Origin of the sequence: Halochromatium roseum, from assembly GCF_016653315.1 — a bacterium.
Lineage (GTDB): Bacteria > Pseudomonadota > Gammaproteobacteria > Chromatiales > Chromatiaceae > Lamprobacter > Lamprobacter roseus.
Genome location: NZ_NHSH01000021.1, coordinates 1 through 14,025 on the forward strand (window position 1 = coordinate 1; position 14,025 = coordinate 14,025).

General features: G+C 61.6%; 18 protein-coding genes. 17 read left to right on the forward strand and 1 reads right to left on the reverse strand.

Annotated features, from left to right (window positions below; translation table 11 throughout):
* The first annotated feature begins 297 nt into the window (after positions 1 to 297).
* The 17 genes from CCR96_RS02315 to CCR96_RS02395 all read left to right on the forward strand — a co-directional run bounded on the left by CCR96_RS02315 (position 298) and on the right by CCR96_RS02395 (position 10,876).
* A complete protein-coding gene (locus tag CCR96_RS02315; RefSeq protein ID WP_201216059.1) occupies positions 298 to 693 on the forward strand; it encodes a hypothetical protein in 396 nt (131 codons plus the stop codon).
* Between the two features lie 298 nt (positions 694 to 991).
* Entirely contained in the window at positions 992 to 1,141 is a 150-nt protein-coding gene (locus tag CCR96_RS02320) for a hypothetical protein (protein WP_201216092.1), read from the forward strand.
* Entirely contained in the window at positions 1,134 to 1,472 is a 339-nt protein-coding gene (locus CCR96_RS02325; RefSeq protein WP_201216100.1) for a hypothetical protein, read from the forward strand. Before CCR96_RS02320 ends, CCR96_RS02325 begins: the two co-directional genes overlap by 8 nt.
* Positions 1,469 to 1,666: a hypothetical protein gene (locus CCR96_RS02330; protein WP_201216109.1), complete on the forward strand. Its 198-nt coding sequence runs from the start codon at positions 1,469 to 1,471 to the stop codon at positions 1,664 to 1,666. Before CCR96_RS02325 ends, CCR96_RS02330 begins: the two co-directional genes overlap by 4 nt.
* On the forward strand, positions 1,663 to 1,887 hold the full coding sequence (locus CCR96_RS02335) for a hypothetical protein (RefSeq protein ID WP_201216118.1): 225 nt from the start codon (positions 1,663 to 1,665) through the stop codon (positions 1,885 to 1,887). The genes CCR96_RS02330 and CCR96_RS02335 overlap by 4 nt, the downstream gene beginning before the upstream one ends.
* A 1,129-nt stretch (positions 1,888 to 3,016) precedes the next feature.
* Positions 3,017 to 3,214 (forward strand): helix-turn-helix transcriptional regulator, encoded by a 198-nt coding sequence (locus CCR96_RS02340; RefSeq protein WP_201216126.1) that lies wholly within the window; start codon positions 3,017 to 3,019, stop codon positions 3,212 to 3,214.
* Between the two features lie 172 nt (positions 3,215 to 3,386).
* Positions 3,387 to 6,971 (forward strand): hypothetical protein, encoded by a 3,585-nt coding sequence (locus tag CCR96_RS02345; protein ID WP_201216134.1) that lies wholly within the window; start codon positions 3,387 to 3,389, stop codon positions 6,969 to 6,971.
* Positions 6,968 to 7,273, forward strand: coding sequence for a hypothetical protein (locus tag CCR96_RS02350; RefSeq protein WP_201216138.1), 306 nt, complete (start codon positions 6,968 to 6,970; stop codon positions 7,271 to 7,273). Before CCR96_RS02345 ends, CCR96_RS02350 begins: the two co-directional genes overlap by 4 nt.
* Entirely contained in the window at positions 7,270 to 7,494 is a 225-nt protein-coding gene (locus tag CCR96_RS02355) for a hypothetical protein (protein WP_201216146.1), read from the forward strand. Before CCR96_RS02350 ends, CCR96_RS02355 begins: the two co-directional genes overlap by 4 nt.
* Positions 7,494 to 7,886 (forward strand): hypothetical protein, encoded by a 393-nt coding sequence (locus tag CCR96_RS02360; protein WP_201216154.1) that lies wholly within the window; start codon positions 7,494 to 7,496, stop codon positions 7,884 to 7,886. Before CCR96_RS02355 ends, CCR96_RS02360 begins: the two co-directional genes overlap by 1 nt.
* Positions 7,887 to 7,893: 7 nt before the next feature.
* Positions 7,894 to 8,220 (forward strand): hypothetical protein, encoded by a 327-nt coding sequence (locus CCR96_RS02365; protein ID WP_201216163.1) that lies wholly within the window; start codon positions 7,894 to 7,896, stop codon positions 8,218 to 8,220.
* The gene (locus CCR96_RS02370) at positions 8,204 to 8,383 is read left to right on the forward strand and encodes a hypothetical protein (protein WP_201216172.1); all 180 of its coding nucleotides are present in this window, start codon (positions 8,204 to 8,206) and stop codon (positions 8,381 to 8,383) included. The genes CCR96_RS02365 and CCR96_RS02370 overlap by 17 nt, the downstream gene beginning before the upstream one ends.
* A gap of 293 nt (positions 8,384 to 8,676) precedes the next feature.
* Positions 8,677 to 9,294, forward strand: a complete 618-nt coding sequence (locus tag CCR96_RS02375) for a hypothetical protein (protein ID WP_207191833.1) — start codon at positions 8,677 to 8,679, stop codon at positions 9,292 to 9,294.
* A gap of 35 nt (positions 9,295 to 9,329) precedes the next feature.
* The gene (locus tag CCR96_RS02380) at positions 9,330 to 9,521 is read left to right on the forward strand and encodes a hypothetical protein (protein WP_207191834.1); all 192 of its coding nucleotides are present in this window, start codon (positions 9,330 to 9,332) and stop codon (positions 9,519 to 9,521) included.
* 113 nt (positions 9,522 to 9,634) lie between these two features.
* Positions 9,635 to 10,132, forward strand: coding sequence for a DUF5681 domain-containing protein (locus tag CCR96_RS02385; protein WP_201216201.1), 498 nt, complete (start codon positions 9,635 to 9,637; stop codon positions 10,130 to 10,132).
* Positions 10,129 to 10,326 (forward strand): hypothetical protein, encoded by a 198-nt coding sequence (locus CCR96_RS02390; RefSeq protein WP_201216212.1) that lies wholly within the window; start codon positions 10,129 to 10,131, stop codon positions 10,324 to 10,326. The genes CCR96_RS02385 and CCR96_RS02390 overlap by 4 nt, the downstream gene beginning before the upstream one ends.
* The gene (locus CCR96_RS02395) at positions 10,313 to 10,876 is read left to right on the forward strand and encodes a hypothetical protein (RefSeq protein WP_201216220.1); all 564 of its coding nucleotides are present in this window, start codon (positions 10,313 to 10,315) and stop codon (positions 10,874 to 10,876) included. The genes CCR96_RS02390 and CCR96_RS02395 overlap by 14 nt, the downstream gene beginning before the upstream one ends.
* A 1,285-nt stretch (positions 10,877 to 12,161) precedes the next feature.
* Here CCR96_RS02395 and CCR96_RS02400 read toward each other — a convergent pair.
* Complete coding sequence (locus CCR96_RS02400) at positions 12,162 to 13,853, reverse strand: hypothetical protein (RefSeq protein ID WP_201216229.1); 1,692 nt, start codon at positions 13,851 to 13,853, stop codon at positions 12,162 to 12,164.
* Positions 13,854 to 14,025 lie beyond the last annotated feature (172 nt).

Here is a 14,025-nt window from a genome sequence, read left to right on the forward strand (position 1 = left end):
ATCCGCGTCGATCAGGGGATTGTCAAGCGTATCGGGCGCTTGTTCAAGCCGGTCGTTTGCCCTGTGCGCTGATCAGCGATTCTGCATGGATTGCCGAGGGGGTTCTGGGCTCAAATTGAACTGCCTACCCACCGCCCATACCGGCTGCTCCACGCGCGCGCTCGGTGCGCGACCGCGGCCTTGGCGCCGAGGGCGCGCAATGCCCTGACCGGCGCCGAACGCAAGGCGTTTGCGGCTGAGGTGGGGCGGTTGATTCCACGGTTGTACGTCGATTCCAGCAGCGACGCAGATTCCACTATGGAACAGAAATGGCTGCTGGAACTGGCAGAGAAATCTGGAATGGGCAAGGCGTTTGCTGCTGAGGTGGGGCGGCTTTGTCAAAAGCTCGCGTTGCTGTCAAATGAAGAAGCGTTGTCAAAGCTTGACAGCAAGTGGTTGGTTGACATGGCGGAGCAATCTGGACAGACGCGCCAGAACCTCTACAACTGGTGGAAATCCTTCACCACCGAAACCAACCGCAGCATCACACCCAAGCAAGCCACACCAGAGGATAAATCAGCCTTCTTCGATTGGCTCGAAGCTGCTAAGGCTGATATGCATGTTCCAGCGCAACATGCCCAGCAACAAGGCCCTGCCACCACGGTGGCACTCTCTGCCACCACGCCTTCCTCGTTCTTTGCCACCGTCGCTTGAAAAGTGGTGGCAACCGCACCTTGCACTGTCGCAAGCGACAGTCTATATTGAGCGCATGAACACACAAACCGACGACCGACGCGCACGTTACCGGGCAAAGCGACAGCAGCATGGAATGTCGCAAGTCACAGTCTGGGTTCCCGAGCGCGACCGTGAGCGCGTTAGGCGCTACGCTGCCGGTCTGACTTCGACGTATGAGAAAGAGATGAAGAAGCAAGCCAAGTCTGGCTGACTGGTGGCCCTGAGCGCCTGGTACGCGCTCAAGGCCGGTACATCAATGCCTGATAAGGAGGCATCAATGCAAGACCATGCTAACACCCACCGCCCGCGCGAGATCGAGCGTCATATCGTCCGCAGCATCCGCAAGCTGGCCGACGCAGATTTGGTCCGGCTGCTCGAAGCGCTGCGCAGCGTGACCACCAACAGCAAGGAGGCAACCCATGCGTGACCCACGAATTGATGACATCCGCGCCGAGCTGGGCATCGACGAAAACCGAAGCTGGGGCACCCTGGCCGACATTCTGCGGGCGCTACCGAGTCTCTGCGACCGCGCTGGTGTGAACATCGCGCATGTCACCCGTGATCCCGAGTATGCCGTGACCTCGATCAGCCTCGGACTTGCGACGCTTGGCAAGCTGCTCGCGGACATCGAAACCGCAAAAGAGCTGTCACCGCTCGACGTCACATGTCTCGGTGATCTGATCGCAACGACTGCCGAGCTGATCGCGCCGCTGCAAGACATCGCTTGCGCATGCGCGAGCGAGAGGGCCAAGCCATGACACCTGAGCAGCACACCGATTTAGAGCTTATCGCGCTCGGGCTGCGAGCAACGCTGGATGCAATCGACATGAGTGCAGATCGCGAGCAGAAAGACGGATTGTTCGCTGGCTGTCTGTACATGAGCAAGCAGCTTGTTGAGATCGTCAACGCGATCGATCGTCCGGCCCAGCCAGCGAAGGAGGCCGGCGCATGAACGACAACATCCCGCTTGCATTCATCCTCGAGCTGGAGCTGCTCGAAGCCGAGCGCGTCGATACCGGGCTGCTCGATCCTTGCCGCCTGTTCATCGCTGGGCTCGCTGATGAGCTGCGGCACAGGGGCCATACGGACATTGCAGATCGCATGGTGGCACTGGTGGAGCGATCCCGCGCGGCGTCTAGGGCCGCTGGCGATGCTCGGCAGATAGGCGGCTGAGAGAGGAAGAGCGCCGAAACTGAGCCCGAATAACAATTCCGGGGGTCTCGGCGCTCTCTTCAAGATAGGCACGGACTGAGCCTGAGTCAACGCGCGCATGGACGCGCCAAGTCTAGACAATCGTCTAGATTCGTCTACCGCCATCGTCTAGACTGACCAAAACCAACGTCTAGACAGGCCCGACCATGACCGACAACCGCGAGCAGCTTGCTTTCAGATTCCCCCCTGGCACTCGCCAGCGCATCGAAGCGCTACGTCTTGAGCGAGAGACCATCACAGCAACGATGCTGCGGGCGCTGACAGCCCTTGAACGCTCGCCTGATGCCCGTCTAGACCCGCAGCTAGACGAATCTACCACTCAGCCCAGCAACGCCTTGAGCGAGCGTCTAGCAGCGATTGAGACACGTCTAGACAAGCTGGAATCGGCGTCTAGACCGAGTGCTAGACCGGCAGCCAGACGGCCAAAGGGAGACGGCGAGTTTCAATATCCTGATGATGTTCGGCGGGCGGCTGTTGAACTGCGGCGAGCCGGTAAGACAGGCCCGCAGATCGCTGATGAGATCGAGAAGATGACTGGCAAGCGGCCAAACAAGAAAAGCGTGATCCGGCAGGTTTCGATCTGGGCTGAGCAGCTTGGGCTTGACGCGGGCGCTGGTTCGGCATGAAATCGGAACCCCAAACACACGAAAGCCGCCAACGCGGGCGGCTCTAGTGCCCGGCCCTGTTAGCGCTACCAACGCCGGCAGGGCTTCACCATGACTGCTGTATCAGTCAGGTTCGGCATGGTTCAAGTGTAGCGGTCGCGCGCACCTGTTCCAAGCCCTACCCGCATCTGTAGCAGTCGGCAACCCGGAGAGGTTGACCGATGTTCGCCATCGTCCCCGCCCTCATCCCATCGACGCCCTGCGCGTCTTCGCCTTCGCTCGCCTGCTCAAAACGCCTACCCCGCGTTGATCCGGTTCTGTCGTGACAGTCAACTGCGATGCAGAGCTGCGCGCGCTTCTATCGGGTTTCTCGATATGAACTGCGCTTTACACCTGACAAGCCGATTTGAACTCGGAAAACGCGACAAAAAAAGCCGATTTTGCGTGTCAGGCTGTTAGCACGATCGCAGCAACAGGAGCCGCAGATGCAAGCAGAAAACCACCAGATGCCGAGCCGGTTGATCCCCGAGTGCCATGCCTGCCGAATGATTGGCGTCAGCCAAAAAACGATGGCGCGCTGGCGCGAGGCCGGAACCGCACCACCGCATTACCTAATGAGCAAAAAGATCATCCGGTACGACCAGGATGCCCTCGAGCGCTGGTTTCGAGAGAAAGCGGCATGAGCAGGAAGTCGCAAGACCGCCGCCAAGCTCGGCGGCAGAAAGAACACCGCCGCTGGCCAGAGGGAAGGGCCAACAAAAAACCCCGGTATCTCTAGAGAAACCGGGGCTCGTATCAATCCGCGCGCCGAGGTTTGGCGACTGAAAGCGCGCTACAGCAAATAAGGCATTCGAGATGGATTATAGCGCAAACGTGGGCGCTCAGTCACCACTTCCGAGCGACCACACCCCCATCCGCCTAACCCGCATCACCGCCGCGAGCGGACGGACGAGCAAGCTGTTCCGCCGCGATGATGACGGCAGCCTCGTCAAGCTGGGGGCGGGCAACGTCACCCAGGGCACCGCCGCGCGCGTGACCGTTGACGGGTTACCCGGACTCGCTGCGCTACTCGACAGTCTCGACACCAACGAAGCGGTGGCGTTTGGGGTGCACAACGCCACCACCGACACCGCGCCGCTGACGATCGCGGCGAAACTGAGCCGCAGCCCCGGCGCTGTCGCGCGGGCGCGCCAATGTTTCGAGTTCGCCCAGGGCGAGCCGGGCGTTCTGATGTGCGACCTCGACGGCTGCACGCTAACCCCATCCGAGGCCATCGCCACCTTGCGCGCGCTGCATCCAGCGCTTGCGTCTGCGGACATCCTCTGGCGCGCGTCGAGTTCGAGCGGCATCTACAGCCTGGATGATCAGATCGACACGGGGCTAAACGGCCAACGCTGCTATGTGATCATCGATGATGCTGCACGCATCCCCGAGGCGGCAGAGACGATCAGGAAGGCGATGTGGGCGGCAGGGCATGGGCGGATCGAGATCGGGCGGGTCGGGCAACTGCTCGAGCGTGGGCTGCTCGACTTCACCGTTTACCAGCCGGAGCGCTTCGACTTCGCCGCCGCGCCGATCTTGCTCGACGGGTTAGGCCGGGCCGTCCCCGAGCCGTTTATCAGCCGTGGCAACGGCGATGGGCTCTTACACGCCGATGCACTGACGATCGATGATGCGACCGCCGCGCGGGCGGATCAGGCCAAGGCGGAAGCCGTCAACGCAGCCAAGCACTCACCTGAGCGCGCGGCGATCAAGGGCGCTTATGTCGAAGCGGAAGCCAAGCGCACGGCCAAGCGCGACGGGATCAGCGAGGGCGATGCACGGGCGCGGATCGAGCGGCGAATCGAGACCGGCGAACTGACACCGGCTGATCGGCTGCTGGGCGAACATGGCCGTGAAGTGCGGGTGAGCGAGCTGATCGCCAATCCGGCGAGCTATCACAATACACGCTTCGCTGATCCCCTCGAGCCGGATTACAGGGCTGATCGCCGCGTGGCAGTCTTCTTCGCCAATCCTGACGGATCACTGACGCTGTTCTCGCACGCTCACGGAGGGCGGACCTATCGCATTGTCACCGACGGCAAGCCCCAGGGCACGACGGCAGATGAGGATGCCGGGCCGAATCATTTCGGACCATCGCTGCTCGATGACCTGGCCGAGCTGAAGCCGGGCACGACCACCGCCGTTGCGGCAAAGCTCGGGGCCAAGCACGCATGGCGCTGCCCGTGGCAACTGACCGCTACCGCATTGGCTGACGCGATCTGTACAGCGGCGCCGTTCGCAGATCGCATCAATGTGCTGAGCGCGATCAATCGGCGCATCGACGCGGGCGCGCGCGACGCCAGAGCGCCGATCACGCTGACGGGCGCCGAGCCCATCACCGTTGCCGACTTCCAGCGGATCGCTGAAGAAGCCGCGCGCGACGGCGGCATCATCGCCGTTAAATCCCCGCACGCCTCAGGCAAGACGCGAGACCTTCTAGCGCCGCTTGTGCGGGCTTGTGAAGCCGCCGGGCAGCTCGTTGTATCGATCACCAATCGAGTCAGTCTGACGGGCGCCAACGCTCAGGTATTGGGGCTGACCGACTATCGGGCACTCGACCGATCGGCAGACGGGCTATCGATCTGCGTGAATTCGATCACCAACCCGCGATTCAGCGCTTGGATCGATCATGCTGATGCCGTGCTGATCGATGAAGCCGCCGCAGTGCTGCGGGACATTCACGCTCGCGGCTCGACGATGGGCAGCGATGCACCCGCCGTCCGCGAACGCTTGGCCGCGATGCTCAATCGGGCGGGGGTTGCGGTCCTGGCCGATGCCGACCTTTCCGACACCGACCTTGCAACGCTACGCGAGCTGACCGGGCGACCGATCCGGGTTGTTGCCGTGCCAGAGACCGAGCGGGCGCTTGTGGGCGAGCTGACCAACGAGGCGCGGGCGGTGGCTGAAATCATCACGCAAGCCAGTGCTGGCAAGCGGGTCTTGGTGCCCTGTGATTCCGCGCGGCAGGTTGAAGCGATCACCGCCTATCTGCGCTCGGTGCTACCCGGTAAGCGCGTCCTTGGGATTCACTCGCGCACGGCGACCGCAACATCCGGGCGGGAGGATGTGCGCGAGCTGCTGCGGGACATCAACGCCAACGCCGCGAGCATCGATGTGCTGCTGTACACGCCAGTGGTCGAGTCTGGCGTTTCGCTCCAGCGCAACGGGTTCGATTGTCACATCGCGCTGTACTGCGGCACCGTTTCACCCGCCGCGTTCAATCAGATGTTGTTACGAGATCGCGCCGCCGCGTATTGGCTGATCGGCATCGTCGGTGCGGGCACCCGAGGCGAAGCCGCCGCCAACCGGGCCGCGCTGCGGGCGATGCACGATCAAGCGGCCGCGCTCAATGAAGCTGAAACCGGGATAGCGCCCGGCGACCACAGCGCTTTCGACGCGGCATCCGTTCGCTATGAAGCGATGCAAGCTCGGGCAAGCTCGCACTACGGCCAAGCGCTTTGGGTCACGCTCGCCGCGCGAGGATGGACCATGAAGCGCGGCGAACGGGCGACATCGGCCGAGCGGGCCACCGCCAAGGTCGCGCTGGAGCAGGGCGTTCGGATCGCCAACGATCAGGCCGCCGCGCTGATTCTCGCGTCACCCGATATTGATGCAGGGCAATATCTCACGCTCAAGGAGCGCTACAGCGTCAACCAGATCGAAGCCGCGACCATCGCGCGCTTCGAGATCATGGGCACGTTCGGCACCGTCACCCGCCGCGAGATCGATCTATACCAGCGCGGGCGGATCAGCCGACAGCTTTCGCGCTTCGTTTTGCTGCGTCAGGGTGCGACGCGCGACAGGGACAACGCTCAGGCTGAGAACGGATTAGCGCGGGCGCTGCGGGCCTATGACGCGGCGACAGCGGCAGGGTGCCGGGCGCTGTTCGAGCGCTTGGGTATCGATCCCGAGGACGGATCGAGCGCGGGCGTGCTGACGGCTGCGCGGGCGATGGATGTCTGGACCGCGCTGAAAGGTACGGACGAAGCCGCCGCACTTGAGCGCGCGGGTGTCTGCCGATTCCGCACCGAGCCCAAGACTCCAACGACTTGGGTCTCGCGGGCGCTACGCAAGTTCGGCCTATCGCTCGCCAAGTTTGGCCAAACCCGCGCCGATGGCAGGCTGTATCAGATCGAGTTCAGCGAGCGCTACAACGACGATACCGGCGAGATCACCACCCCCGGATGGGACGTACTGACAGCGCTGGAGGCCGGGGCCGAGGCCTATCTTGCCGCGTTCGGCCGTCACACTTCGGATACAAGCGCGCTTAGTCCGAAGTGTGACGGGGCGCTGAGAGCCGCCGTCAAAGACGATCCGGGTACTGATCCCGACGCTTTGATCGATCGCTTGATGGCGATCTTGGACGATTCAGAGGGCAATTGGAGGGCCGCAGCATGAAGCAATGCACTCACTGCGGCGATTGGTTCGTGCCCAAGTTCAGTAACGCCAACCTCTGCTATTCGTGCTGGCAAAAGCGAGAGGTCGCCTTCCACAGCTACGACCGCTTGATTGATGAGCTGCACGAACTGCGCGCCGAAAACGCTGATCTCAAGACCCGATCGCTCGCGCCGCTGCGTTCAATACCGCCCGAGCTGATCCCGAAACTGATCCGGCTTTGTCATCCAGACCGGCACGGCGGATCAGCCATCGCCAACGATGTGACGCGCTGGCTGCTCGAGCAGCGGGGGGCGGCAGCATGACCGCCGTCAACGAGATCGAGATTCCCGATCTGCCAGCGCTGCGCTGGGAACTCTACGGCCATCTTGCCAGCGCCGATGCAGCCACAACGGACCGCCGTCACTGGCGCCGCCTACGCTGGCTGGAGGAACGCATCGCAGAGCTACAGCGCGACGAATTAGCTTTTCGAGCGTTCGCGTACAGCTACGTCAGGGCCTCCCTGCTGCACAGGAGGTTGCATTGATGAATACCCGCGTTCGCTGCTGCAATTGTCACCACCTGCTGCCGCTGCACGACCGCTGCACGCTCTACCGCCGCTTCGTGGACTATCCCCGGCACTGGCGACGATGCGACGGCTACGAGGGACCGCTGCCGCTACCAGAGACCCGCAGCGCCCTAGCCGATGCCGATCTACTGCGCTACGTCGCAGAGCTGCGAGACACCACCGAGGGCCGATTGCTTCGACTGCGGCACAACGTACCCGAGCAACAGCGATTCGCCGTCTATCGCCTGGCGGGTATCCGCGTCAATGAGCCCGATCCCGCCATCATCGGCAGGAGCATCAAGGGCAGCCGCAAGCACGGCGGCAGAGCCGATGAGTCCGATCCCTCACAGCGCAAATCCCGCGCCGCCTAGCAGTGACATGCCGCGAGCAAAGCGAAAAAACGAGCCCGAACCCGAAGCGCCGAGGCTCGATCAAACCCTGGAATCGAAGCTCAAAATCGCGCTCAGAGAGATTGGGCGCGATTACACCTATGCTGTCATGCTCACCCGCACCCGAAGCATGGACGGCGAAACATCGCCATTCACCAGTGCCGACATAGAGGCGCTCTATCAGCGCTTTGATGAGTACAACCACCGCATTTCACGAGCGCTCGCGTCGGACGATGACGAGACCCGACGCGCAGAAGTCGAAGTGCTTGAAGCCGAATTAGGGCCACTGGATGCAACAAATGAAATCGCAATCTGACATTCTTGAAGAGGCCGACGAGATCATCCGCCGCCAAGCCGAGCGCAGAAATCATCCCTATGAAATCCTGGTTCGTGACGTCATGCGAAAGACACGCGAGCGCCTGGATGCCGAGCGCGAGCGTCTTGATGCTCAGCAACCCAAACCGAGGCAATCAACATGAGCCTGTTTAGTGAAATCGCCACCGGCGCCACCGGCGCTGCTCAGTCAACGCTATCATCCCTGACGTCCGGCCTGCTGGGCTCAATCACCGGAGGCGCGGGCGCTGGCTCCGTTTGGGACGGTCTGAATCCCAACCTGATCGCCAGCATCAGTCCTTGCGACCATCACGGAGCCCCGAACCTCACCGAGAGTCCGATTCAATGCCTGTTTGTCGATGATGCCAATCTTGAGTTTCAGCTTGCGTGGCAATCGCCGTTCGACGGCAGCGGTCCCGACACCAAAGCCCCCACATTCATGGCGCTGCTTCAATCCGGCGATTTGCAACCGCTGATCGAAAAGACCTTGCCTGATTCGGGCGTTGAAAATGCGCTCGGTGATCTTGCCGGTCTGGCGCGCGGGCGAAGTGGCGTGACGAAGCTCAATTCGACGCAAGTGTTCTCATCCATGCCACCGGCTCGCCTTCAGACCACCATCCTGCTGCGCGCCTGGTCTGATCCTCAGTCCGAAGTCGAAGCACCGCTAAACAAACTGATGAGCTGGGCGCTGCCCGAACTGGCAGAGGAAGGCACGCTGCTAACAGCGATCATCGACATTATGAAGACCAAGGATTTGACGGCTCAAACAGCGGTCGAAAAGCTCTTGCCATCCATGGCGCCTGCGATGGTGTCAATCGGCTACAAGGGCCGGCGATTTGCGCCGATGGTGATTGAGACGGTCGGTATCCCGCTCAATGCGCCGTCTGATGAGCATGGTCGATTCGTGCAGATGCAGATACCCGTGACGTTCGCAACGCTGCGAGGCTACGACAAGCACGACTGGGCAGCATCAACGGGCGCTGCGCCTGGTGGAGCTAGCCTGGCAAGCGCTGCCGTGGGCCTGGCGACTGATGCCGTTAAGGGGGCCTTCTTCTGATGACTGATGCAGAGAAACACGCCGACCTGGTGCGGATGCTTGAGCAGATCGACGCCAACGCTGTGCGGATTGCAGCGATGGACCGGAAAGCACGCATCAATCTGGTGATAAAGGGCGCTGGTGGCATGGATGCAGCGCTCGCCGTCGTCCGAGGGCAGCTAGAGGTGTTCGGGCGGATGGTTCCTGAAGTGGAAGCCGAGACCCGGCGATTGGCTCGTATGAATTGAGCCTGCTATCACCTGAAAATCACCTGCAAAAGCCGGAAAATCACCTGTAAGCGACCTGAAAGCCGCCCGATACTGGAAGCCGTGAAACCGCAATCTGATCAGGATCAGGATCAATGACCACCCGAGACACCAAAGGGCGCTTCCTGAAAGGGCGCTCAGGCAACCCCAACGGAAAGCCGTTCGGCGCTGGCAACTCACCCAGCGCCGTCATTCGCCGCGAGATCGCCAAGCACGGCGATGCGCTGGTGAAACAGCTCATTAAAAGCGCGAAGGAGGGCAATCAAGACGCCCTGTTCTGGCTACTCGATCGGCTTGTTCCCAAGCTCAAGAGTGAAGCTGCGCCGATTCAGATTGATCTCAAGGGCGCGGCTCAAGAGGTCGCTGACCGGCTGCTGACGGCAGTCTCGGAGGGCAACCTGGCACCTGAGACCGCTGGCGAACTTCTGAGCCTGGTTCGGCACTCGCAGATCGGCACTGAGTCGGTCAATTTCCCCACGGATGCCGAGCTGGATGCGCTCTATGAATCAGCAATTCGCAAGGCCGAGACCGAACAGCAGCGAATCCAAGACGACATCAATGCTGGACGGCGAATAGGAGCACCAACGCATTGAACGCTGAAACAGCCAATCTGCATAGCCTCATCCAAGGCACCACCGGTCGCTTAGTCTCGCTCTCCACCGCTCAGGCCGAGGCGACCCACGCCGCGCTGATGCTGGTGCTAGAGCGATTGAGCCGCATCGAGCGGCAGCTACAGACCACCGACACCCACACCACCACAGAGACCAATCCCCATGCTGACCTTTGACCTATCCGAAGCCGCGCACATGAATCAGCGCATTCGCAAATCCGGCGATCTGCACCGCGTCATGTCCGACCTGACCAAAGCGCTTGGCGAGCTGCACCGCTTATCTCGGCATCATCCGCTGGCCCTGGCAGCCTACGCTTGGGAGCAGTTTCCGGGCGCTGACAGCGGCACGGCATTAACCAAGTTCGCGCATGAAATGCAGACGATGGCGGCAGCGATCGATCGAACCGCTAAGACGCAAGTCGCAGAACTGAACGCGGCACAGCGCTCGAAAGCCGGGCAGACTCAGATCGCCTTCCGCCGAATGAATGAGATCAATACCGAGTTGCAATCGATCGACAGCGCACAAAAACGCGGCAAACTGGCTGTGGCTGAGCGGCGTGCAACGCTGCGATCTGCGGGCATCTCACAAGACGAGATCGAGCGCTTGGTCCCTGACCACGATGACGCGGAGCTGAGCGCTCGCAAGGCCGCGCTGGAGGCTGAGCAAGCCAATATCCAGCGTTTTTTTAGGCACGAGGCCGATACGCTCGACGCTGAAGCCGCGTAGAGCGTCTCCCCCTAAAAGTCATTGGGCGCTGGCACCCCTACGGCCCGGTCTGCTCCGGCATTCACGCGCTCAGCGCTGCCAGCGCCCGCCCTACATCGTCAACATGGACAAAGCTGAAACGACACCCGTCAACATCGGCTCGGAAACGGCATAATCAGTCACTTGGCGCATATCTGGACAAGCGCAGACAACCAATAATCACCACGATTTTAGCTAAGCGTCTGTTATTCATCGCATAATCACGATTGCACGACTTTACACAATGGACATTATGCGCAATGGCTCGGCGCGAATCGGTTGGACAAGAGCCGACAGCCGCAACTTGGCGCTCGGAGCAGACCCGGCAACCCTACCGCCTGCAATCTGCAAGCCAACATAAAAGCGCCGCCCTGGCTTCCGACAGGCAACAAAAGAGATTCCAACTGGCCTGGAAATAACCCTACAGGCTTTGTGTCCTACATTAAGCCTATCCTGCCATCGACCACCAAGCCCCAGGCCGCCACGATCCCCTTTCCTACCGCCTGTCGGCCTATCAGTTCGCACCAATGCGGCACCAATGCTGCGGATCGTCGCTGTCAACCGGCAAAATGTCTGCGGCTGTTCGTCAAAACGCGATGCGATCGGTAGGCAATCGTCATGCAGTTTGTTGGTTTCAGCGGAGCCGCCAATCCTGGCGGCTCGTGACGATGTAGCGCAGACCGCCAATCCGGTCGATTCGAGCGCTCAGGCCGCGAAAAGCCCCGTCTCTTTAGGGCGAGGATGTCAACCGGTAACAGAATCTCACTCCGCAGATTTGCGGAGACCACTGACCCTGCTGAGGATAGTGCTCGCGCGCACGGAGCAGACTTGCAAAGCGCAATTTTGCGTTTTGCTCACACGGGATAGCGCTCGCTCAGTCGCGCGATTCTCTGCAAGCCCCTTTGCAAGCCGCTGATCGATATGGCTCGCTGGCGTCGAGCGGTCGGAAGCTGGTCCTGATCGCCGAGCGGTTGGGACACAGCTTGGGAATTTCCCTTGCTGTTTTCTTTCCCTTTGCGTCGGAAGCTGGTCCTGATCGCCGAGCGGTTCGGATTGTCGCCATCAATGCCGCAGCCTTTGGTTCCGCCAGCATGTAAAGCCCTGATTGCGGAATGAAGTCCACTTCTTTTTGCCGATGCCCGAAGACTTCCCAGAGGCGGCGGTGATTCCAGAGAGTTACGCTGGCGGTCTCTTCAAAATTTGAAGACACCCACCGCCTAGGTAGTTCAATTTGCCCTCCAGCAGCCTCACTATCTTCATGCAGTTTTTATGTCGGCTTTAGAGCCTGCCTGCGACGCTTGAGCATCGAGTCCCCCAGATGTGTCTCGACCCACTGTTCGACGTCGAGGGTGCGCACCGAGGTCATCGCCTCGCGAATGACCTGAGGGGTTAAGGCGGTGAGGAAGGCTGGAATCATCAACACCAGCCGGCCGACCTCCTTCAGCGGCCCTCGGGTGGTGAAGGTTTTGTAGTGGCCAAAGACCGATTCGATGATGTCGGAGGAGGCAAGCCAGATCGCCCCGTCGGGCAGCTTGGCGGCTTGCTCGTGGACCTGGGCGAGCAGTTGGGTCTGGAACGCAGCGACCGAAGCCGGGAGCGATGCTGGAGCGGCCAACTTGGCCTTCAGCCTGGCCGGCGTCGCCGAGGAGAGCCCTTGCGTTTTCAGGGTCGTCTGAACGGTTTTAGAGACGCCGATGGTCTGCACCCAGAGCGGGACGACCTCGCGATAGGCGAAGATCCACTCGAAGGCCTCGAGAAAGCGGGCATAACTGCGGTCGGCCAGGCGCCAGAAGGCGTCATCAAGGTCATCACCTGCGCTCGGCGCTTGCGCGCGCAGCGCCGCGCACAAGGCCTGGCGGCTGTCATAGCGATGTCCGATCAGCGCGCGCAAGGGGTTCACAACGCTCAGGCCCCGGGTCTGGCGCAGGTGAACCCAGGCCTGGGCGCTGAACACGCAGGGCCGTCCAATGGCGCTGAAGTCGCCGCGATCGTGATAGGCGAGCAGGCGTTGCGCCCAGTCGATCTGGGCCTCAACGGCCATGTAGCGCGCCTTGGTGCGCTGGCGGGGCGGCAACAGAAACGCCAGGTCGGTTTGCTGGTAGGCGCTCAAGGTCGTGCCCGCCTGCTTGGAGAAGGCCTGCCAGTGCGGATCATCGCGCCAGTGGGCTTTCAGCTGTGTGGCCACGGCGTGAGAGATGTCATAGGTGGCCACCACGCTCGGCGCCTGCTGGCAAAACAGGGCGATGCCTTTGCGCACATCGCTGCCATGATCGGAGACGATCTGCACCGGGTTGCCGGTGCGCGCGGCCACCCGCTGCAAGACCGCCTCGACCCACAGGCCGGTACTGTGCGCGGTGATCTCAACCGCCAGAACCGTCATGTCGTGGTGGCTGGGAGAAAAACCGCACTGGCTCAAGCGACTGGCGGGAATGCCCAAGACGACTAGGCACTTGTATTCGCCCAAGGCGATCGTCTGATCGAGGATGAAGATCCAGTCGTCGTGCTGCGGCAAGGGGCGCTGCAAGACCGCCAGACCGAGGCGATAGCTCCAGTTCAAGACGGTCGTGTAGGCGGGAACGCTCAAGGGCAGAAACGCGGCGAACTGCTGCAGAACCCCACTGACCCCGCGACAGCCCAGGCTGGCATGCAAAAACAGCTGTAAACTCAGCTGCATGACCTCAAGCGCATGATGATGGTGGGCCACCGGCGTGCCCCACTGGGGCGGGATGTCGTCCTCGTCTTCTACCGGCGTCTTCGCCGCCGCGTCGGACTTTGCGTCCTGCTCTTCAGCCGCCAACGCCCGCCCTTTCCAGTAGGCGCGGCTCTGCTCTAAGTCGCGAATGCGCACCTGCGCCGCACGCAGCCGCTTCTGCCGCTCCAGGGCTTTGGCTTTCCACTTGTCGCGGGCGTCGCGAAACAGGCGCGCCAAGCGCGCAACGGGGGTCTTCAGATCGTCCATCGGCGTTGAACCTCACATCCGCGCCCCAGGCCGCCGCCGTGGGGCATCCGCGTCGATCAGGGGATTGTCAAGCGTATCGGGCGCTTGTTCAAGCCGGTCGTTTGCCCTGTGCGCTGATCAGCGATTCTGCATGGATTGCCGAGGGGGTTCTGGGCTCAAATTGAACTGCCTA

Bases quoted from the DNA above. Each gene is read 5' to 3' on its own strand.
- CCR96_RS02315 (WP_201216059.1), top strand. From the start codon at position 298: ATGGAACAGAAATGGCTGCTGGAACTGGCAGAGAAATCTGGAATGGGC.
- CCR96_RS02320 (WP_201216092.1), top strand. From the start codon at position 992: ATGCAAGACCATGCTAACACCCACCGCCCGCGCGAGATCGAGCGTCAT.
- CCR96_RS02325 (WP_201216100.1), top strand. From the start codon at position 1,134: ATGCGTGACCCACGAATTGATGACATCCGCGCCGAGCTGGGCATCGAC.
- CCR96_RS02330 (WP_201216109.1), top strand. From the start codon at position 1,469: ATGACACCTGAGCAGCACACCGATTTAGAGCTTATCGCGCTCGGGCTG.
- CCR96_RS02335 (WP_201216118.1), top strand. From the start codon at position 1,663: ATGAACGACAACATCCCGCTTGCATTCATCCTCGAGCTGGAGCTGCTC.
- CCR96_RS02340 (WP_201216126.1), top strand. From the start codon at position 3,017: ATGCAAGCAGAAAACCACCAGATGCCGAGCCGGTTGATCCCCGAGTGC.
- CCR96_RS02345 (WP_201216134.1), top strand. From the start codon at position 3,387: ATGGATTATAGCGCAAACGTGGGCGCTCAGTCACCACTTCCGAGCGAC.
- CCR96_RS02350 (WP_201216138.1), top strand. From the start codon at position 6,968: ATGAAGCAATGCACTCACTGCGGCGATTGGTTCGTGCCCAAGTTCAGT.
- CCR96_RS02355 (WP_201216146.1), top strand. From the start codon at position 7,270: ATGACCGCCGTCAACGAGATCGAGATTCCCGATCTGCCAGCGCTGCGC.
- CCR96_RS02360 (WP_201216154.1), top strand. From the start codon at position 7,494: ATGAATACCCGCGTTCGCTGCTGCAATTGTCACCACCTGCTGCCGCTG.
- CCR96_RS02365 (WP_201216163.1), top strand. From the start codon at position 7,894: ATGCCGCGAGCAAAGCGAAAAAACGAGCCCGAACCCGAAGCGCCGAGG.
- CCR96_RS02370 (WP_201216172.1), top strand. From the start codon at position 8,204: ATGAAATCGCAATCTGACATTCTTGAAGAGGCCGACGAGATCATCCGC.
- CCR96_RS02375 (WP_207191833.1), top strand. From the start codon at position 8,677: ATGGCGCTGCTTCAATCCGGCGATTTGCAACCGCTGATCGAAAAGACC.
- CCR96_RS02380 (WP_207191834.1), top strand. From the start codon at position 9,330: ATGCTTGAGCAGATCGACGCCAACGCTGTGCGGATTGCAGCGATGGAC.
- CCR96_RS02385 (WP_201216201.1), top strand. From the start codon at position 9,635: ATGACCACCCGAGACACCAAAGGGCGCTTCCTGAAAGGGCGCTCAGGC.
- CCR96_RS02395 (WP_201216220.1), top strand. From the start codon at position 10,313: ATGCTGACCTTTGACCTATCCGAAGCCGCGCACATGAATCAGCGCATT.
- CCR96_RS02400 (WP_201216229.1), bottom strand. From the start codon at position 13,853: ATGGACGATCTGAAGACCCCCGTTGCGCGCTTGGCGCGCCTGTTTCGC.